Raw genomic sequence first — 21,250 nt, forward strand, 5'->3', positions numbered from 1 at the left:
TTGCTGACGTTGATGCTGATTCAGATGCTGATGTTGAAGCTGATTCAGACAATGATTCAGACAATGATACTGATTCAGATAATGAAATTGATGCTGACTCAGAACGTGATTCTGAAATAGATTGTGACGCTGATTCAGTATTTGATTCAGAGTTGCTTTGAGTTGTTGATGCACTTACTGAAGCTGATGTGCTCAATGATGCTGATTGACTTGCTGACGTTGATGCACTTGTTGAAGCCGATGTGCTCAATGATGCTGATTGACTTGCTGACGTTGATGCACTTGTTGAAGCCGATGTGCTCAATGATACTGATTGACTTGCTGATGTTGAAGCTGATTCACGTGTAGATTCGCTCAACGATGCTGATGCAGATTCAGAAATTGATTTAGAAGTCTTTTCAGATGTTGATTGTGATTGTGAAACAGATTGTGAGTTAGACACAATTTCTGATTCTGATAGTGATTGTGAGTTAGATTGCGATTGTGAGTGTGAAGCTGACTCAGAATTATCCCACTTACGGTAGTAGTGAACCGTATCACCAGATGGTTTTTCATTTGCATCTGGAATTGAGTATTGGTTACCAAATCCACCAGTAGATTTCACTGGATTACCTAAAGAATCAGTGACAATCTTACCTGTTGCTTTATCGATACCATATTTCGTACGTCCACCGATAACATTTTGCGAGTTACCACCTTCAACAACATTAGCTGTACCCTTAGGTTCATCAGTAAACATATAATTTACGTCGCCGTGATGACCAGCTGTATACCAACCTGTGATATATACTAAACCTTCATTTGGTTTTTCTGGATTGTGCCATGGAGAAACAGACAATTGGTAGTCACCGTTCTTGCTTGAAACGAGACGTTTATCAGCATCCATGTTTGTTGCTGCAGGAATATACTTGTCACCTGGTTTAATCACTGGAGTTGTGTAAACAAGTGTATATCCTGTTGTATCAGTGTTATTTGCCATTACTGATTCATTATAAGTAGAAACAGCAGATGGATCCAATACATAAATCTTAGTAACTGTTGAACCATCGTTGGCAACTACTTCACGAATCCGTTTTGCGTAGTAATGTTGACGACCACCCTTGAGTTCGGCATATTTAGTACCTACAGTATTACCTAATTCACCAGACATAGTTGAAGCGTCTGCTGCTTGGTACAACTTATAACCAACAAATTCACGAGGATTTGATGCAGTATAATCTTGACCTTGGATACCTGTTTGGGTATATGAAGCAAGTTCTGTTTCATTACCAGTTGGTTTGTAGCTTTGAGTTGTTACATCAGAATCTGAACGAGAAGCATCATAAGTCGATGAAGCTGTATCAACTACTTTATAGTGAGTTGTTTGATTCATCTTAGTTGATGGTACAGCAATTTCAACGTTCGGTTTCTTTTCACCTTGGTTAGCAGGTGTAAGGTAGTCATAGACTTGCTCTGTCTTGTAATCAAAACCACTAGGATTCAAATCTTCATTGTGCTTGATAATGATATCGACACTAGATGGATTTCCATCTGTAGAAGCATTATAAACAAGGTATGGATAGTATTTCTGACTTGAAAGGTCACCAAGGTTGATTTCTTTAGCGGCAACAGCATTACTCAATGTTGTATTCGCAACTTCACTACCAGTTGTTTTATCAACCAAACGAACAAATACATTTGGATTTGATGCACTATTTGTCTTGTCTACAGACAATGTAATGTAGTAGTTTTTGTTGTAAAGTTGGTTGTATGAAGAAAGATTCCAAATACCAAATGTCAAACGACCTGAAGTTGGGTCAGCTGCGTATCCTGAAGGGATCGCTTGTGTACGATCTGTAAGGCTCGCACCGTTTGGATCTGACATTCCTGGAGTTACAGCAACACCAGATGGATTTGTGCTTGATGTAGCAATAGCATCCAATTGCGCATAAACTGCTGGAGCACCATTTACTGTTGTGTTACCAGTAAATCCTGCCGCAGTCAAGGTTGCCATCATGTCATCTACTGACTTGCTCAAACGTTCGCGTTGATCAGCATAAGCTTGAGCTGATGCATTCGCGTTGATCAAGCTGTTGCTTGCTGTCAATTCTGTTTGAACTTTAGCGATGGCAGCATCAAGTGCTGCTTTCTTTTCTGGAGCTGAAACAGTAGCTGAGTAGTCCCCTGCAATCTTGTTCAACAAGGCTGCTTCTGAAGAATTTTGTTCTAAGACAACCTTGTCTTCAGATTTAGATACAGTTGTAGTTGTTTCTGAAGTTGCTTCAGATGCAGTTGCTACAGCTGATTCGCTAAGAGCTGCTGAAAGTTCTGCAGATCCTTGTTCGCTCAATGAAGCTGACTCAGATACAGAGACACTTACAGATGTTGAAGTGCTTGCTGATGTAGATGCACTTGCTGATTCTGTTGTAGATTCAGTAGTTGATTCAGTAGTTGAAGTTGTACCAAGTACAGTACTTCCTTGCACTGCAAGAGCTTCACTTGAAAGTTCAGATGCAGTTGCTACAGCTGATCCAGTTTCATCAGCTTTAGCAGTATTCGCTACTGTAGCTGCACCAAGAACAGCCCCTGCTGCTACGATCCCTTTGAGCAAGCCTCGGCTTGTCATTTCTGTTGCTGATACTTCATCTTCACGAACTTCAGCTACTACAGTTTCTTCGACCTGACCGCGGATAACTTTCAAAAGACCAAAGTTAGAAGTTGCTGCACGCAACCAGTTCTTACCTGACTTGATCAATTTAAAACGAGTCACACGATCCGTTTCACGGAACTCACCGTTCGAACGCTTAAAAAACATTTCTGTCTCCTTAATACATTTTCTATTTCCTTTATATTATAGACTACTTTGGAAATATTTCAAGCAATTATCCTCAATTATAGTATTTTTTTTAAAAAATTTTTCTTTACATAAAGAAATCCGTTTTCATGTTCTTTTTTTGTCAAACCGGGGCATTTTTTTGATAAACTCCTATAATACTTCGACTTTAGAGCTAAAACAAAAAACCCCTTTTAATAGGGGTTTTTCTGATAATTATCTGATTTCTTCCAACATTTTTTCAATGTGTTGGATGGATTTCTCACGTCCAAGCAAGTAGATGGTATCTGGCAATTCAGGACCATGCATTTCACCTGAAACGGCGATACGGATTGGCATGAAGAGGTTCTTCCCTTTGATACCAGTTTCTTTTTGGACCGCTTTGATTTGTGGGAAGATATTTTCTGCCACAAACTCATCGTCTGACATGGCTTCAAGTTTTGCTTTGAAGGCTTCAAGTACCGTTGGCACTGTTTCACCAGCCATGACTTCTCGCTCAGCTTCCGTCAATTCTGGGAAGTCTGCAAAGAAGAGGTCTGTCAATGGAACGATTTCGTCCACTGATTTCATTTGTGGTTTGTAGAGTTCCACCAATTTCTCAGCCTTGTCTGTCAAACGACCTGCTGCTTCAAGGAATGGTTTGGCCATTTCAAAGATGGTCGCAAGATCCGCATTCTTGATATAGTCATTGCTCATCCAGTCAAGTTTCTTCTGATCGAAGGCTGCTGGAGACTTGCTAAGGCGGTTTTCATCAAAGAGCTTGATAAGTTCTTCGCGAGAGAAGATCTCATCTTCCCCACCAGGGTTCCAACCAAGAAGGGCGATAAAGTTAAAGACTGCTTCTGGAAGGTACCCTTTCTTACGGTAATCTTCGATAAATTGAAGGGTGTTGGTGTCCCGTTTAGACAACTTCTTACCAGTCTCAGAATTGATGATAAGTGTCATGTGACCAAACTCAGGTGCTTCCCATCCAAGCGCTTCATAAACCATAAGTTGTTTTGGAGTGTTGGCAATATGGTCATCTCCACGGATGACGTGAGAGATTTGCATATCGTGGTCATCGATGACAACGGCAAAGTTATATGTTGGGTAACCATCTTTCTTTTGGATAACCCAGTCACCACCGATATTGCCACCTTCAAACTCGATATCACCTTTGACCATGTCATGCCACTTGTAAATACCTGACTCATTCACTGCCAAACGAACAGTCGGGATAATCCCTGCAGCTTCACGTTCTGCAACGTAAGCTGCTTTTTCTTCTTCGCTCATTCCAAGGTATTCGTTGATGTAGCGAGGTGTTTCACCGGCTGCTTCTTGACGTTCACGTTCAGCCGCTAACTCTTCTTCAGTGACGTAAGATTTGTAGGCTTTTCCTTCCGCCAAGAGTTGGTCAATGTATGTTTGATAGAGTTCCAAACGTTCAGACTGGCGGTAGTTTTCATGCGTCTCAGGACTTTCATCCCAGTCCATGCCCAACCAACGAAGGTTTTCAAGTTGTGAGCGTTCTCCGTCTTCGACATGACGTTTGCGGTCCGTATCTTCGATACGGATGATAAAGGTTCCACCATGGTGGCGTGCATACAAGTAGTTAAACAATGCTGTACGAGCATTTCCGATGTGTAGTAGTCCAGTTGGACTTGGTGCATAACGCACACGAATATCTTTTGCCATATTTCTCTCCTCTTATCTTGTTCGCTATTTCTAGCTCATTTTTCAATCGTTCCTATTATACCACAAAGAAAGCAGGACTGAAATGAATAAGTGGCCTTTCTAGCTTTTCTTCCTATATATAAAAAAAGCCAGAACAAATGCTCCGACTTATATCCAATCTATTTGTATCTTATTAAACGAACACGGGCTGCTGATTGTGTCAAAAACGCAAGCTAAATAGCAATTAATTCAAGACACAGTAGCTGATTGGATTCTTCTGTCGCTTTCTAAGCTCAGAAGAATACCTAATCAGTCTTGTGGGGGTACGACGACGAAGCGCTTATAAATGATATCGCTTCTGTCCTACTCCCTATTTTGACTGTATCCGCTACGCCCTTTGTATCTTAACTTAGTCTTTCTTCTAATTCAAAGTCGATTGGTAGGGTTTGTAAAAAGTGCTCCAACTCACGTTCCCAGTAGAACCATTCGTGCTTACCTGGGCTGTGGGTATAGGTGACATCCAAGCCTAACTTTTCTAATTCCTTGACTTCAAAATTATTGGCTTCATAAAGGAAATCCTGCTCCCCACACCAGATCCAGAGTTTGGTCTTCTTATCTGAAAACTTCTTGGCAGCAGTCTCTAGCGAATAGGGACTGGACGTCCAATCCTCAATCTCTCCAAAAATTCCCTTCCAAAAAGCTGGTTGTTCCAAGTCATTGTTTTCAAAGTCTCTATCGTGAAAACTAAGTGCTCCAGAAAAACTAGCCGCATGAGAGAAACGATTGGTCTTGAGAGCCAAGAGCATCGATCCATAGCCACCCATGGATAGACCAGCAATAAAGGTCTTCTCCCGTTTCTTGGTCATATTAGGGAAGAAGCGAGAAAGAGTCTCTGGCAATTCCTCCGCAATGGCTGTGTAGTAGTTGTAACCATACTGGGTATCTGTGTAAAAACCATTATTGGTATTAGGTAGGACCACGATCAGATTGGTATTTCGCAAAATGCGCTCCACATTGGTTCGCTTCAACCAAGAGTGGTGGTTGCCATTCATCCCGTGTAAGAGATAAAGGACTGGAATATCCGTATCCGCTGGATCTTCCACGCGCGATGCATCAGGATAAAGGACGGACACGCCCCACTCCATCTTCAAGGCTTCTGAATAATACTCAATCTGCATAACTGCCATTTGATTTCCTCTTTCTACTGTTAAAAACACTCGGCAAGCCTCGGGCCGCCAAGCGTTTCCATTTCTTCTATTATTTCACTTCCATCACGACTGGTAGGATGGCTGGACGGCGTTTGGTTTGTTCAAATAAGAACTTAGACAAGTTGTCGCGTACCAAACCTTTTAACTCACCCCAGTCAAAGCTGTCTTGCGCCAAATAGTCTTCAACGCTTTGGTTGACCAATTCGCAACTTTCACGAAGAATATCCCGACTCTTCTTGACATAGACAAAACCACGGGTGTGCACGCGCGCTTTGGAAATAATTTTCTTCTCTTTGCGATTCACCGTGATCGCCACGATAAAGATCCCGTCTTCTGACAAGACCTTGCGGTCACGAAGGACAATATTGCCCACATCACCAATGGCATTCCCATCGATCATGACATCTCCTGCTGAGACGCTACCGGCAGGAACGAAGTCACCCTTTTCGTACTCCATTACCGTTCCGCGTTTTGGAATAAATATGTTCTCAGGCAAAATACCAACTTCCATCGCCACTCGTGCATGGGCATCCAATTCACGGTATTCCCCTTGGATTGGGAAGAGATATTTAGGACGAAGAAGGTTGATCATCAACTGCAAGTCCCGTGCGTTTCCGTGACCAGACACGCGCAAGCTTGACGTGATCAATTTGACAATGCCACCTGCTTGGTAGATCATGTTTTCCACACGAGCCACCACAGCTTCTTTAGCAATAGACGGCGTTGTGACGATGTAAACCAAGTCCCCATCTTTGATTTCCACATAGCGGTGACGACCAATCGACATCTTACGCAAACCATTGATCGGTTCACCCATCCGGCCTGTTTCCAAAATGATCAATTCATGGTCCTCAAAACGACTCATTTCTTTTGGCTTGATCAAGAGTTTTTCGTTGGCAAGAGATAATTTATTCAAGCGGATGGCTGTGCGGACGATATTTTCCACATCAAACCCTGTCAAGACCACCCGGCGGCCAGTCCCAGCTGCAGCATCAAAGACCTGCTGGATCCGAGAAAGGTTGCTGGCTACCGCCGCTACGATGACACGACCATCCCAGTCCGCAATGGTATCCAGGATTTCATCGCCCACCTCTTGCTCACTAGCAACTTGCATCTTGCTATCTGCGTTGGCCGAATCACTCAGGAGGGCAAGCACACCCTCACGTCCAATCTCAGCTAGGCGAGCAAAGTCCGTCGCATAAGACTCACTAGCAGTTTGGTCAAATTTAAAGTCTCCTGTATAGACGATATTGCCCTCAGGAGTGCCAATCACAATCCCGATACTTTCAGGGATGGAGTGGGTTGTTTGAAAGAAAGAGACGACGGCATCACCAAAATCAATCTCAGAATTCTGATCGATGACATGGAAGTCGTTGAATTTCTTCACACTGTCATTGCTTTTTACAAAAAGTTTAGCTAACTCAATGGTTAACTCTGTCCCGAATACAGGGACTTTCGCTTCCGCCAAAAGATAAGGCAAGGCCCCAATGGCATCCGCATGACCGTGGGTCAAGAAAACACCCGCAATGCGGTCCTTGTTTTCAAATAGATAATCCATGTTGGGGATAACGACATCCACCCCAAGTTGCTCATTTTCTGGATACTTCAAACCTGCATCCAAGACAAAAATTGAATCGTTCACTTCGGCAACGTAGAGATTTTTCCCATTTTCTCGAACACCGCCAAGAGTGACTAATTTAATACTACTCACTGTTGTCTCCTTTAGTGTGATTATTTTAATACTTACGGTCCTTGGTCGCCCAAGTCGAATTACAGCTTTGCAAATACTTGCATATCCACTCTATTATACAATTTTTTTCTCTTTTTTTCAAAAAGCTTTCCACAGCAAAAAAGTCCTCTCATCTATTTCAGATGAGAGGGCTTCTAGGCGCCTATTTTTAGGGGGAAAAGACCCTAAAGATGGTAATCTCCCCGTTTATTTTCAATGATCCGCATGGCTGCCTTGATCACATGAAACTTGCCTAACAATTCCTCTAGGCGCTTACTATTTCGCTCGCTCAATTGGCCGTTCTTGACCGCTTGGGACAGGCGATAAAAATCATCCAAGTCCTCCCCAATGTTTTCAAACAGCTCTTTGGCTTCCTTGAGTCGGTAGCGATTGACTAGGTGGTTTACATCTTTTTTGAAGGAAGCGACATTGTTTTCGTGAATATCCGTATAAGCTTCCTCTTCTTCCTTAGATTCTTGGTAATTGACCGCCTTAAAGCAAGTGATGAACTCCCGACTTTTGATATTGCAGACAAAGATGACGCCATCACTGGCTACATAAGCTTCTGTATTAGCCGGTTGAACCACATTACTATCATAAGGAGAGAGGGAGGAGAGGTGTTGGTTGATCCACTTATTCAAGTGCTGATCATCTACGCCAAAGCGCTCAAAAGCTCTTTGCCGAAAATGGTCCCGACAACTATATTCTTGCGCATACGACAATCCCATACTCTCACCTCCTCCTGAGTATTTTATAAAAATGGCCTCCAGTCTTACGGGACTAGAGGCCTGGTCTGCTTCACTGACTTGGTGCAATTAACCTTTTGGCTAACAAAACAATGTTTATGATGTTGATTTCATTTAATAGTATTTGTGTAAAATACCAGAGGTTTTCTTTGCTATCCTAAATCCAAATGATTAGTTTTCGACTGGACGCATCGAAGTTTGAAAACCTTTACAAAAAGCTTCTACCTACTATTTCCACGTTTTCTTATGTCTCCGGACAAACTAAGCAGGTTTGCCCGACCGTCCAACCGATCCGACACACACGACATGACTGCTCTTTTACGATAAGAGCATGAACAGATATCAGCAAAACAGGCCTAAAACGAAGTAACCTAAATTTTAACTCGATAAGGCATTGGTATCAATCCCTTCTTCATCTTTCTAACTATATTATACTCAGCTCCCTAAGCAATTGCAAGCGATTTCGGCTGAAACTAGTTCCTATTTTTATGCGGTTTTATAGATGATTTAAGGAAAAGAAAAAGTTAGAGAGCAAGTCTCTAACTTAGCTGTAGACAAACTACTTCCACATCAAACAACCTAAGTAATACTAAAAAATTAAATCGATCGTTACTATTAGACTCATGCAAACATACTCTGAAACTATCCGCCGTGAGAAACATTTCTAAAATGAGTTTGTATTTTAGTGAAGCCTCTAGGTAAAACACAGTAGCTGATTGAACTCTTCTCTCGCTTAATCAGCTCGGAAGAATTCTAATCAGCCTTGTAGGGGTAGGACGACGAAGCGTCCACAATCGTATAGCTTCTGTCCTACTCCCTATTTTCACTTTGCATTTTACGGGCTTTGTATCTTATTCTTTCTCAAACAATTGATAGTAGTCTGCGATGGTCATTTGGGCTTTTTCTTCTTGATTGAGGTCTTGGACGATGTGTCCGTCTTTCATGACAATCAAGCGATTTCCATATTTCAAAGCATCTTCCATATGGTGAGTGATCATAAGAGCTGTGAGGGCATCTTGTTTCACAAACTCATCGGTCAAGGTCATGAGGGCCTGACTAGTTTTTGGATCCAAGGCTGCAGTGTGTTCGTCTAAAAGTAAGAGTTCTGGACGTTTCAGTGTCGCCATCAACAGACTCAAGGCTTGTCGTTGCCCCCCTGATAGAAACTCAACAGCAGTGTCGATATGATTTTCCAAGCCATTGCCGATCTTAGCAAGGACTGTTTGAAACTCTTCTTTATAGCTGGCCAAGTGACGCGGAATCAAACCACGTTTTTCTCCACGAAACTTCGCTACCAAGAGGTTTTCCGCTACTGTCATGCGAGGTGCTGTCCCCATTTTAGGATCTTGAAAGACCCGCGATAGGTACTTGGCTCTCTTTTCAGGAGAATAGTTGGTTACATCTTCCCCCAAAATATAAATTTTCCCACTGCTCACCGGAAGCGTCCCTGCAATGGTATTAAAGAGGGTTGATTTTCCAGCTCCATTACCCCCCAAAATCGTGATAAAATCATGCTCTCGAATTTCCAAGGAAACATCATCCAGAATGACTTTTTCTTCGTTCATCCCATTGCTCACGGCTTTGGTTACATTTTTTAATTCTACAATTGCTGTCATTTACTGAGTTTCGCTCCTTTCATGATTTTTCCCTTAAAGGTTGGAATCATCAGGCAGATAGCCAAGATCAAGGCACTGAAGATTCGAATATAGCTGGTATTGATGCCAAGCGCAATCACGGCCCAAATCAAAAATTGGTAGGCGATCGATCCGATCGCAATACTGAGCAAGCGCTCTGTCAAAGTGACATTTGAAAAGAGCACCTCTCCAATAATAAGGCTGGCAAGCCCAATAACGATGACACCAATCCCACGTGAAGCATCCGCATAGCCTTCTTGCTGGGCCATCAGTGCACCAGAAAGAGCAATAATCCCATTTGAAATGACCAAGCCCATCAATTCCATCCGGTCGGTGTTGATCCCAAAGCTCTTGGCCATATCTGGATTGTCCCCTGTCGCAATATAGGCTTGACCCAAGCGTGTATCCAAGAAGAAGATCAAACCAAGGATCACAAGCGTTACGAAAATCAAACCAATCAGAATCTCATTGAACCCACTGGCAAAAGGAAGAAATTCCTGTAATTTTTTATAGCCCAAAAGTCCCAAATTAGCCCGCTGCATGACAAAGAGAATAACCGAGTTACAAGACGTCATTACGAGGATCCCTGACAAGAGTGTCGGGATTCTTCCTTTTGTGTAGAGAAGACCCGTCGCAAGTCCCGCCAAACACCCTGCACCAATAGCAGCCAGCGTCGCAAGGAGCGGGTTGACCCCTTTAGTAATCAAGGTCACCGCCACCGCTCCTCCAAGCGGGAAGGAGCCTTCTGTCGTCATATCTGGAAAATCTAGAATTCGGAACGTCATAAAGATTCCTAACCCTAAAATGGCCCAAATCAAACCTTGTGAAACAATTGAATTAATCATAGTTTCTCCCTTCGATAATAGTAGTTTAATTGTAACATAAATAGGGAGGAGAACCTATAGGAAATTAATGCTTCTTCTTACATTTATTTTTTACCTTTGTGTTTTGTTTAATTTTATGTCAAAAAAACGAACTAAACTATTTTTGCGGTTCATTTTTTTGCAAATATTTTTTTGGATATAAATATCAATATTTAAAAACTCACATTTAAAGCTATTTTCTGGCACTTTCAAGAAAACATTCAATTCACTTTCTTTCCAAAATTGACACTATCTAGTGAAAAATCGTATACTTATTTGGTATAAAATGAACAAATAATGTAGAAACGTTGATTTACTTATTTAGACTGTATGTGGGAGAAAAAAATGAAACAAGAAAAAAATAGTGTCTCTGAAAAAGGGCACGGCTATTTCCGCAAACGCAACAAGACATTGGTCTCTATGATTACCCTTTTTGGAGCCTTGATGGTAAGCTCTGTTGCCATGGCTGACGAGGTCAACACCAATCCGACTTCTGAGATTTCAGCAACCGCTCAACCAGCAGCAACCAACACCAGTACTCCTACCACTACTAGTGAGGAAGGTGCTACGACGGAAGCAACGTCTTCGCCATCGGAATCAACACCAACTGTTACTGCCACTCAACCGGTCAGTGCAGCTCCAGCAACTACTTATAATACTCCAAAAATCACCAACGACGTCACCTTTGATAAAGCGACTTATAAAAGTGGGGAAGACGTCCGGATCTCCATCAACAACCCTGAAGTGGTTTCATCTGATGTCACTGTCTCTCATTTAGATCAGGTCATTTATGAAAAGAAAAACGTTGAAGGCGGCGAACTGACGATTCCAAATACGATCTTTTCACCTAATGCTGGATTTATCGTTGATGTCCTTGGTAAGAAAGCAGATGGCTCCCAAGCCTTTCATAAGGCAGCGGGTCTTGCTGTTGAAGATGACTGGACGATCTACCCACGTTATGGGGTGGTTGCCGGCTCAAAAGACAATCACAACTCCATCACCAATGATCAGGTAGAAGGCTACAAGAATAGTATTGACCAATTGGCCAATATGCACATCAACAACTACTTCTTCTACGACGTTTACAATACGCCAGCTAACCCATTCCCAGCAAATGTTGAACGTTTCACTCAAGATTGGGCGACTTTCTTGATTCCAAATAGCGAAACAGATCCTGACAAGCGCAAGTCCTACTTGCCTGTCATCGATACAGAAGCAGTCAAAGAGCTAGTGGCTCATGTTCATTCAACTGGTGCCAAAGCCATGCTGTATAACATGATTTACGCAGTTTCCCTCGAAGAAGGGGTCCCAAATGAAGTGAACAGTGCCATTGTTCGCAATCTACAAGACCATTTCAACTTCGGTAAAAAGGGTGATGTCACAGCGACTGATATCCAACAATTTCTCGATCCGGGTGATCCAAATTGGCAAAAATTTATCATTGAAGTCATGACCAAAGCCATGAAAGAAGGGAATTTTGATGGATGGCAAGGGGATACCATGGGCTCTAACTGGGTGGAAAAAGTCAGTGAACCTGGAAAAGGCTTCTCTTTGAGCGAACACTATCCAGAACTAGCCACAGCTGCAACAGAGGCCCTCAAAAAAGAAGGCTATGACTTCATGATCAACGATATCTCTACTGGAGATGCTGATCGACTAGGTAAGACCAATGTCTCTGCACCTTATGCGGAAGTTTGGGGAGATAGCATTGCCTATGACTCTACCTACCAAGCCTTGACGCGTCTTACCGAACGGATGCGTGATTTATACAAGGGGAAATCTCCTATCATCGCAGCCTATACCCATCGTGGTAAAAATGCATCAGCCCTCAGCAAAGACAACGAATTGCTGACAGATGCTATTATCGCAGCGAGCGGTGGTTACCATATGACGACTGCAGCCCTCAATACTTCTCAAGATGCTAAAGGTTTTGGGGTGATCCAAGCAGAATGGTATCTCAATCAAAACCTACCAGTCAATGCTGACTTTGCCAATGCAGAATTCAACTACCAAGAATTCATCGTTGCTTACCAAGAACTTCTCCGCGGTCGCGACACCTTAGCACATGATACTCGTCGGATTGTAGACAATACAAATGTACTGGTAAACGGCAACTTCATCGGATCCAACCTGGATAATGCTGACGGGGTTCAACCTGGAACCGTTTATACCATTACAAAAGAAACCAAGACAGGTGATCGGATTGCTCACTTGATCAATTTGGTCGGCATCACTGAAAACAAATGGAACAGCGCTGTGAATACAACCGAAAAATTGACCAATATTCAAGCTTTTGTTCCACTCGGAAAAATCACAAAAGACCAGGCTGAACACGCCAGCATTTACTGGGCAACACCTGATGCTGTTGAAGGAAAATACAACATCAACCTCCGGGAAACAAGCGCAAATGTTTATTATGACGGAGGAGCTGGCCAATGGATGGCTGCTATCGATGTTCCGAGTCTAGATGTATGGGATATGCTCTACGTCAAACTCAATGAAGCCGCTCATGTTCTTTATCAAGACGAAAACGGAGTTGAGCTAGAGCGTTCCAGTGATTTAGTTGGTCATACAGGTGAAAAGATCAACTACTCGACAAAAGAAACCATTGCCAACTATTTGAAGAAAGGCTATGAACTAGTAGAGAATGGCTTCGATGCAGACGGACAACCAAACTTTGACCGCGACGCTAACAACATAAATGAAGATGGCGTTCAAGAGTTTATTGTCCGCTTGGCACCAAAAATTGTAGAATTTTCTGCAACACAGCCCATCCAAGCCGGTCAAGTTGTTCCAGGAGACAGCGAGGGTCGTGTCTATCCAACTCCTCTAGCTCCAGCTGGTCAAACAACTGCTGATCTGGATCATTTATCTGAAACAGTGACCCGTACAGTGACCTATGTGACAGAGGACCAGGATGGATCTAACCGCCAGTCTGCAGGAATAGCTGATCAAACTGACAGACTTCATTTCGCTCGCAAAGGAACCATCAATTTGGTGACAGGCGAGACAAGTCTTGAAGACTGGACAGCTCAAGACGGCACAAGCTTTGTAGCTCTTGAAAATCCCGTCAAAAAAGGCTATGTTGTCGTAGCAGAAGAATCGACTGATGCCGTCTCTTCTGATCTGACAAAAGCAGGAGAACATACTGGCATTCATGCTGATGCAGCAGACATCACAGATACGGTCATCTATCGCCCAGTCGGTGCCTATAGGATCAGCTATGCTACTGGTAAAGAACCAGCCCATGCTCAAAAAGAGATCACTTATCTAAATGATCCCACAAATCCAACCGCCATTGCATCTCCTACCGATACCCTTCCTTACGTGGAGGGATTAGAGCCAAAAGATGCTCATGGACAAGTCTTAAATCTTGTGGATCCTCTTGACGAGACCAAAGGCTATCTTCTTCCAAGCCCTGAGTCTCCAACAGCTGATACTGCTATTACCTATGCCATCACCAAAGGATCTGTCAGAGTACGATTCCTCACTGAGGGAGGCGACACTGATCTGCAAGAGGCGCAAGACCTCGCTACAGAGGTAGATTTCGGCACCAAGTACACTAGTGAGGCCCCAACAGAAATCACAAAAGATGGTCGTATCTACCATCTAGTTGGACACCGTGCTGATTCTGCTGATCCAAGTGGCACAGTCACTAAGGGAATGAAAACGGTCATCTATGATTACAAGTTAGCTACGGGAACAGTCATCGCGCGATTTGTCATCCAAGATACTAGCACTGAATTGCAACCAGAGCTTGCTATTGCAACAAATGTGGACAATGGAACCCATTACGTCGCTAGCGCACCAGATGAAATCTCCTACGACGGCCACATCTATGAACGGATCGGTGCAGCTGAACAAACTGGGAAGGTAGAAGTTGGAACAACCATCTTGATCTTTGCCTACAAGGTCAAAGAAATCCCTACTCCACAACCATCCCCAGAAACAGAAAAAGAAGAAACAGTCAGCCCTCTTCCTTCCGTGACAAAAGCAAACACGACTGATGCTCATGAAGAAAAGGGATCAGCACTTCTCTCTAACAAAGAAGAGGAGAAACCTCTTGAAACAACAAGCCAAAAAGAGGAACTCCCTGAAGTTGTTCCTAACACCCCTCAAGAAGGAACTCATCTACCTGCAACAGGTGAAGAAACCTCTCAGCTAGCCCTACTTGGACTTGGCCTCTTAGCAGGTTTGTCCAGTCTTATCCCTTACAAAAAGAAACAAGAGTAGATCCCAAACACAAAGAAACTTCCTATGGAATTCTGTTCCAAGGAAGTTTTTTTATATTTATACAACTCATTCAGAGTCTAGATCCCTTTTATGAGGGTGACTGACGACAATAAGGGTGTGAAGTACTACCACTCCAAACCCTACTGTATTCCAATTCAAAGTGGATTCATTCCCCTTGTTGCCGGCAGTTTGAAAGATCAAATTGCTTTACTAGTATACTGTTTTCTCCACTTCAAGTCAATGGAAATTCTATGAAACTAGTAACAGAATGAAACGACTAATCGAATAATTTCTGAAACATTTCATAATATATATGCATGTTTTTACAAGCTAACGAAGAACTTTTTAATATGTCTACCTTACTGAATTCATTTCACTTCTGAGATCAATCCAGTATCCACATCATACACAGCTCCCGAAATAACGACATCCTCTGGAATCAAAGGAGATGCCTTTAAAAGCTCCATATCCTCGCGGACACTCTCCTCAATATCTTGAAAGGGAAGAAAATCGCGATCTCCTACATCCACACCCAGTTCTTTCTTGAGATGCTGACGGAAACCTTCGTTTTCAAAGGTCTGTGCGCCACAGTCTGTATGGTGCAAGACCACAATTTCACGGGTACCCATCTGCTGCTGAGAGATGACCAAGGAGCGGATCATGTCCTCTGTCACGCGCCCTCCAGCATTCCGCAAAATATGGGCATCTCCAAGAGCCAGACCTAGTGCCGGCGCCACGTGAAGACGGGAATCCATACAGGTCACGATGGCGACTTGTGTTTTGGGCTTAATCGGAAGACGGAGGTCTCCATGTAGCGCCACATAAGCTTGGTTGGCTGTTAAAAAATTATCAAAATAAGACATGGTCTCTCCTTTATTCCTTTGAAATTCAAATCATCTATTATTTTACCACATCCGATCCTTTCTGTCAGGGGATACCTCCTGTCATCTGTCACATCTGAAAAAAAGCCTTAAACTTCCCGTTTAAGACTTTTCAACTATTAAAATACTTTCTTCAAGACTTCAGACAGTGTACTCACACCGACCACTTGGATACCTGATGGTGTCGTGATCCCCGTCAGAGAATTTTTAGGCACATAAATCTTGGTGAAACCGAGCTTAGCAGCTTCATTGATCCGTTGTTCGATCCGATTGACTCTGCGGACTTCTCCGGTCAAGCCCAACTCTCCAACGAAACACTCTTGCGGGTTGGTTGGCTTGTCCTTGTAGCTGGAAGCAATGGCTACGGCTACGGCTAGGTCGATAGCTGGCTCATCCAACTTGACACCACCTGCAGACTTGAGGTAGGCATCCTGATTTTGAAGGAGCAAACCCGCTCGTTTTTCTAGCACTGCCATGATGAGACTAGCTCGATTAAAATCAAGCCCCGTTGTCGTCCGCTTGGCATTTCCAAACATGGTCGGTGTCACCAAGGCCTGCACTTCAGCAAGAATTGGACGTGTCCCTTCCATGGTCACTACGATGGACGAACCAGTCGCACCGTCTAAACGCTCTTCTAGGAAAACTTGACTCGGATTGAGGACTTCGACCAAGCCACCTGATTGCATCTCAAAGATTCCGATCTCATTGGTTGAGCCAAAGCGGTTCTTGACTGCCCTCAAAATTCGGAAGGTATGGTGGCGTTCCCCCTCAAAGTAGAGCACCGTATCCACCATGTGCTCCAACATACGCGGACCCGCCAAGGTTCCTTCCTTGGTCACATGGCCAACGATGAAGATGGCGATGTTATTGGTCTTGGCCAGCTGCATGAGTTCAGCCGTCACTTCTCGCACCTGAGAAACCGATCCTTGTACTCCTGAAATCTCAGGAGACATAATGGTCTGGATCGAATCGATGATAAGAAAGTCAGGTTGGATCCGCTCTACCTCTGTACGCACGCTCTGCATATTGGTCTCAGCATAGAGGTAAAACTCGCTATCGATATCTCCCAATCGCTCTGCACGGAGTTTGATCTGCTGGGCAGACTCCTCGCCACTGACATAGAGAACCGTTCCCACTTGAGACAACTGGGTCGAGACTTGAAGGAGCAGGGTTGATTTCCCTATCCCTGGATCTCCCCCGATGAGGACCAGACTTCCTGGTACCACTCCACCTCCAAGGACGCGGTTGAATTCCTCCATTTCTGTCTTGGTCCGATGGACTTTAATAGAAGTTACTTCAGCCAATTTCATAGGCTTGGTTTTCTCACCTGTCAAGGACACACGCGCATTCTTGACTTCTGCAACTTCGACTTCCTCCACAAAGGAAGACCAAGCTCCACAGTTTGGACAGCGTCCTAGGTATTTGGGTGAATTGTAGGCACAATTTTGACAAATAAATGTCGTTTTTTTCTTAGCGATGATAAACCTCTTTCTAAATCTCTATCTCACACTCAATCACTTGGCAAAAATCAATCTTCTCATTTGGCACAAACTGGCGCATGAGCATTCCGTGAGTTACAATGATAATAGTTTTATAATTTTTATATTTTTCCAAAGCTCTTAAAAAACGATGACGCATCTCTAGATCAGTTTCATAGCGATAAGGAGAATCTTCAGATAAAGCTCCTTGATGTTTTAGATAATATTCATGAGCTACCAATACACTGGTTAAATCAGAGTTAGTGCCATCTAAGTCTGAACGCCACTCATGAAAAAACGGCTCCACAAACAAGTCCAATCCTGTTTCAACTGCTATATAATGTGCTGTTTCTAAAGCCCTCGTCACAGACGATGAAATAATAATCTCTGCCTTTCCAAAACATGCAGTTTTAGCAACTTCTTTTGCCAGACTGCGACCTTTTCCTGTCAATGGTGCTAAATCACGACCAAAACCACTATAGAGTTGCGGATCTTCAAGTTTATCAAGCATACTATAATCTGGCTCCCCATGACGGACAAAGATAATCTTCATCTTAGTGCCCTGTCGACCCAAATCCACCGGTCCGCACGCCATCCGCCTCATCTCCATCTGCAATTAAGAAAGGAGCAAAGACAGCCTGGACCACACGTTCCCCGACTTCAAGGACGACTTCTTGGTCCGTGATGTTTTTCATCTGAGCAAAGATATGGCCTTCATTTCCTGGATTGCCATAGTAATCCCCATCAATTACCCCAACAGAATTGATCAAGACCAGGCCTTTTTTGCGAGGATTAGAAGAACGGTCATAGAGATAGAGCACTTCAGTCGGTTGCATATAGGCCTTGACCCCAGTTGGAACGAGGACGATTTCCCCAGGAGCAATCACCGTGCGTTCTGCCACTTTTAAGTCGTAGCCAGCTGCGTGTGCTGTCTCCCGTTTTGGCAACAAGTCCTGATTGGTATAGGTTGATACAAGTTCAAATCCACGAATTTTAGTCATCCTGATTCCTCTTTCATTCTAAATAGTTTCTATCTCTTCTATTATACCATCACTTCGCCCTAGCGTCTCCTCTATACTACTATTCGTATTTTTAAAAAGAATTCTCTTCAATCTGGAAGTTATATATTGTTTTCATGTTTTTTCTGAAAATAAAACACTATCATGACTGATATGACATATAATTTGTGCTAAAAAATGCTATTTTTAGCTTGAATATAAGCGTTATTTTTGCTATAATTCCCTGTGTAGGGAATAATTTTAAAAGTAAAATATTTTATCCTATAAAATTATTTTATGGAGGTCGTGTCTCAGCATTCAATTCTTATTACCAACAGATTGGATTTAAACATCCAGATCTTTAAGAGTAATCAGGCATTGATGATTAGGCACTATTTTTTTATGAAAAGGGAAGATAAAATGAAAAAGAATAGGAATATTAAAATTTTCTCATTTGTCCTTTGTTTAGTGGCTATGCTTTTCGCTTTAGGTCTGAATCGCACTTCAGCAGAAACTCCTGGAGTGACAGTAAGCGGAAAATTCGTGGATACAATTAAAAATATCCAAGTTACCAGTAATGAAGGTGGCAATCTTAATTGGGACTTAGAACAGTGGGCTACGTTCCGTATTAATGCTACATATGATTTAACAGGTAAAAATGTTAAGGCAGGAGACCAAACGGTGGTTACTGTGCCAGATGCATTAATGATTACTTCTGATAGTTTTGAAATTCGTGATATTAACACAAATGAAATTATCGCTCATGCTACTGTTGATGCTACCAATAAAAGATTAACATTAACTTATACAGATTATGTTGAAAAACATTCCGATACAAATGGATCGTTCTTCTTCTATGCGCGTATTGACTTTAAAAAACATCCCCAAAAAGGTGAGATTCCTGTTGAAATAACCGTCAATGGGGAAACAAAGATTGGCGGCAAAGTTTCCTTTAAAGGGATTGGTGATGGGAACCCAAGACTTTTAACAAAGACTAGCTGGGTTAATAGCGGAAATCATAAAGAAGTTCAATACACAATTTCTGTCAATCGTAACAAACAAAATATCAAGGGTGTAACAATTGAAGATCACTTGAGATTTACGAATGCATCCTATGTAAAAGATAGTATCAAAGTTATCAAAGGTAAGTTTTCTTACGAAACTGGTGAGTGGGTATTCTCTAATCGCGTCGACGTAACTGATCAACACAAGATAACAATCAGTGAAGATGGACAATCATTTGTTATTGATTTAGGAGATATTACTGATCAAGATCAATATCGTATCGATTATAAAGTACAATTGAATTATGAACCTGTAGATGGTGAACTTTTGAAAAACGAGGCAACTCTTAAAGGTAAAGAGATTGAGAGCAAAGATGTAACTAACGTTGCTGCAGTTCAAGTCGCTGGTGGTTCTGGTGTTGGTTATGTATACTCAATCAATATTCATAAAGTAGACGATGCAAATCAACCGCTTAAAGGTGCTAAGTTTAGAGTTGTTCGTCAAGCTAATAATCAAGTTATCGGTGAGTTTGAATCAGACGAAAATGGAAATATTGCTGTTGGAAAACTCTTAAAAGATAAATATATCTTAACTGAAATTGAAGCCCCTTCAGGTCATATCATTAAAAAAGCTGATACTGTAGTTAATGTTGAAGATTTTGGTGCTGATCATTCAGTAACGAAAACGATTGTGAATCCGAAAGATAAGCCAAAAGAAACAAAAGCTACCATCGAATTAGATAAAACTCTTACAGGACGTGATCTAACAGATGGCGAATTCAGCTTTGAATTGTACGAGGGTGCTAACAAGCTTCAAACTGTTACAAACAAAAACGGAAAAGTAACATTTGCACCAATTGGGTACACCGAAGAAGGTGAACACACATACACTGTTAAGGAAGTAGCTGGAAATACCCCAGGTATTACCTATGACAAGACTGATAAACAAGTAACTGTTAAGGTGAAAAAAGATGGCGACAACCTGAAAGCAGATGTGGCTTATCCAGACAATAAAACCTTCTCAAATACTTATACGGCTCCTCAACCAGCAAAAGCTAAAATTTCAGCTAGCAAGATTTTAGAAGGTGCTGAATTGAAGAATGGCGAATTCAATTTCCAATTGTTGGATGAAACCGGAAAAGTTCTTCAAACAAAACAAAATGCTGCAGATGGTACGGTAACCTTTGATGACATTTCATATTCATCAGAGGACGCAGGAAAAACTTTCCACTACACGATCAAAGAAGTCATTCCTGAAAGCAAAACAAAAGGAATGACCTACGATGAAGGAAGTATTGATGCGACCGTAACTGTCACAAAAGATGATGCAAGCAATACACTCAAAGCTTCTGTGGCATATGGTGATAAGAAGTCATTCACTAACAAATTGGTAACAACTTCCATTCCACCAACTCCTCCGACGGTTGACAAACCTGAATTGAAACTCTACAGCATCCAATTGCACAAAGTGAATCAAGAAGGGAAAGCTCTTGCAGGTGCTGTATTTGGTCTCTTTGAAGCCGATGGTACGACTCCTGTAGCAAACCCTTATGGAGAAGGACAAGCAACTGCTACTTCATCAGATGAAGAAGGTAAGAAAGGTCTTGTAACCTTTATAGGATTAGAAGCAAAAGATTATGTGGTGAAAGAACTTACTGCTCCAGAAGGATATCAACTATCAACAGATGTGATTAAAGTTTCTACTAGCGAGTTGAAAGCTGCGACTAACCTCGTCGTAGACAAAGGAACAGTGGTCAACAAACCATTCACTTCAATTCCACCAACTCCTCCGACTGTTGACAAACCTGAATTGAAACTCTACAGCATCCAATTGCATAAAGTGAACCAAGAAGGGAAAGCTCTTGTTGGTGCCGTATTCGGTCTCTTTGAGGCAGATGGTACGACTCCTGTATCGAACCCTTATGGTGCAGGTCAAGCGACTGCAACTTCTGATGCGAATGGTCTTGTAACCTTTACAGGATTAGAAGCAAAAGATTATGTGGTGAAAGAA

General features: G+C 42.4%; 13 protein-coding genes. 2 read left to right on the forward strand and 11 right to left on the reverse strand.

Annotation, left to right across the window (positions count from 1 at the left end; all coding sequences use genetic code 11):
* From HMPREF2893_RS03755 to HMPREF2893_RS03785, 7 genes are all read right to left on the reverse strand, one after another.
* A partial coding sequence (locus HMPREF2893_RS03755; RefSeq protein ID WP_148131913.1) for an accessory Sec-dependent serine-rich glycoprotein adhesin occupies nucleotides 1–2,794 on the reverse strand: 2,794 nt, incomplete at its 3' end.
* A 234-nt stretch (nucleotides 2,795–3,028) separates the two neighbouring features.
* The gene (gene gltX / locus HMPREF2893_RS03760) at nucleotides 3,029–4,486 is read right to left on the reverse strand and encodes a glutamate--tRNA ligase (RefSeq protein ID WP_070674450.1); all 1,458 of its coding nucleotides are present in this window, start codon (nucleotides 4,484–4,486) and stop codon (nucleotides 3,029–3,031) included.
* Nucleotides 4,487–4,869: 383 nt separating this feature from the next.
* Nucleotides 4,870–5,652: an alpha/beta hydrolase gene (locus HMPREF2893_RS03765; RefSeq protein ID WP_070674453.1), complete on the reverse strand. Its 783-nt coding sequence runs from the start codon at nucleotides 5,650–5,652 to the stop codon at nucleotides 4,870–4,872.
* 70 nt (nucleotides 5,653–5,722) lie between these two features.
* Nucleotides 5,723–7,384, reverse strand: a complete 1,662-nt coding sequence (locus tag HMPREF2893_RS03770; RefSeq protein ID WP_070674456.1) for a ribonuclease J — start codon at nucleotides 7,382–7,384, stop codon at nucleotides 5,723–5,725.
* 203 nt (nucleotides 7,385–7,587) lie between these two features.
* Nucleotides 7,588–8,130, reverse strand: coding sequence for a hypothetical protein (locus tag HMPREF2893_RS03775; RefSeq protein ID WP_049473337.1), 543 nt, complete (start codon nucleotides 8,128–8,130; stop codon nucleotides 7,588–7,590).
* A gap of 869 nt (nucleotides 8,131–8,999) precedes the next feature.
* Nucleotides 9,000–9,764 (reverse strand): ABC transporter ATP-binding protein, encoded by a 765-nt coding sequence (locus tag HMPREF2893_RS03780; protein WP_031575699.1) that lies wholly within the window; start codon nucleotides 9,762–9,764, stop codon nucleotides 9,000–9,002.
* Nucleotides 9,761–10,627: an ABC transporter permease gene (locus HMPREF2893_RS03785; protein WP_070674459.1), complete on the reverse strand. Its 867-nt coding sequence runs from the start codon at nucleotides 10,625–10,627 to the stop codon at nucleotides 9,761–9,763. The genes HMPREF2893_RS03780 and HMPREF2893_RS03785 overlap by 4 nt, the downstream gene beginning before the upstream one ends.
* A gap of 363 nt (nucleotides 10,628–10,990) precedes the next feature.
* Between HMPREF2893_RS03785 and HMPREF2893_RS03790 the strand changes: the two genes are divergently transcribed.
* Nucleotides 10,991–14,878 (forward strand): glycoside hydrolase family 66 protein, encoded by a 3,888-nt coding sequence (locus HMPREF2893_RS03790; RefSeq protein WP_070674462.1) that lies wholly within the window; start codon nucleotides 10,991–10,993, stop codon nucleotides 14,876–14,878.
* A 368-nt stretch (nucleotides 14,879–15,246) separates the two neighbouring features.
* On the opposite strand, the gene HMPREF2893_RS03795 is transcribed toward HMPREF2893_RS03790, so the two are convergent.
* The 4 genes from HMPREF2893_RS03795 to HMPREF2893_RS03810 form a co-directional block, all read right to left on the reverse strand.
* Complete coding sequence (locus HMPREF2893_RS03795; protein ID WP_031575690.1) at nucleotides 15,247–15,741, reverse strand: beta-class carbonic anhydrase; 495 nt, start codon at nucleotides 15,739–15,741, stop codon at nucleotides 15,247–15,249.
* A 137-nt stretch (nucleotides 15,742–15,878) separates the two neighbouring features.
* Complete coding sequence (gene radA / locus HMPREF2893_RS03800; RefSeq protein ID WP_083312230.1) at nucleotides 15,879–17,237, reverse strand: DNA repair protein RadA; 1,359 nt, start codon at nucleotides 17,235–17,237, stop codon at nucleotides 15,879–15,881.
* Between the two features lie 13 nt (nucleotides 17,238–17,250).
* Nucleotides 17,251–17,790 carry a histidine phosphatase family protein gene (locus tag HMPREF2893_RS03805; protein WP_070674468.1) on the reverse strand — a complete coding sequence of 180 codons (540 nt, stop codon included), beginning with the start codon at nucleotides 17,788–17,790 and terminating at the stop codon, nucleotides 17,251–17,253.
* A gap of 1 nt (nucleotide 17,791) precedes the next feature.
* The gene (locus HMPREF2893_RS03810) at nucleotides 17,792–18,238 is read right to left on the reverse strand and encodes a dUTP diphosphatase (protein ID WP_042361437.1); all 447 of its coding nucleotides are present in this window, start codon (nucleotides 18,236–18,238) and stop codon (nucleotides 17,792–17,794) included.
* Between the two features lie 417 nt (nucleotides 18,239–18,655).
* Between HMPREF2893_RS03810 and HMPREF2893_RS11265 the strand changes: the two genes are divergently transcribed.
* A partial coding sequence (locus HMPREF2893_RS11265) for a SpaA isopeptide-forming pilin-related protein (protein ID WP_083312231.1) occupies nucleotides 18,656–21,250 on the forward strand: 2,595 nt, incomplete at its 3' end.

The organism is Streptococcus sp. HMSC072C09 (assembly GCF_001813105.1).
Taxonomy (GTDB): Bacteria; Bacillota; Bacilli; order Lactobacillales; family Streptococcaceae; genus Streptococcus.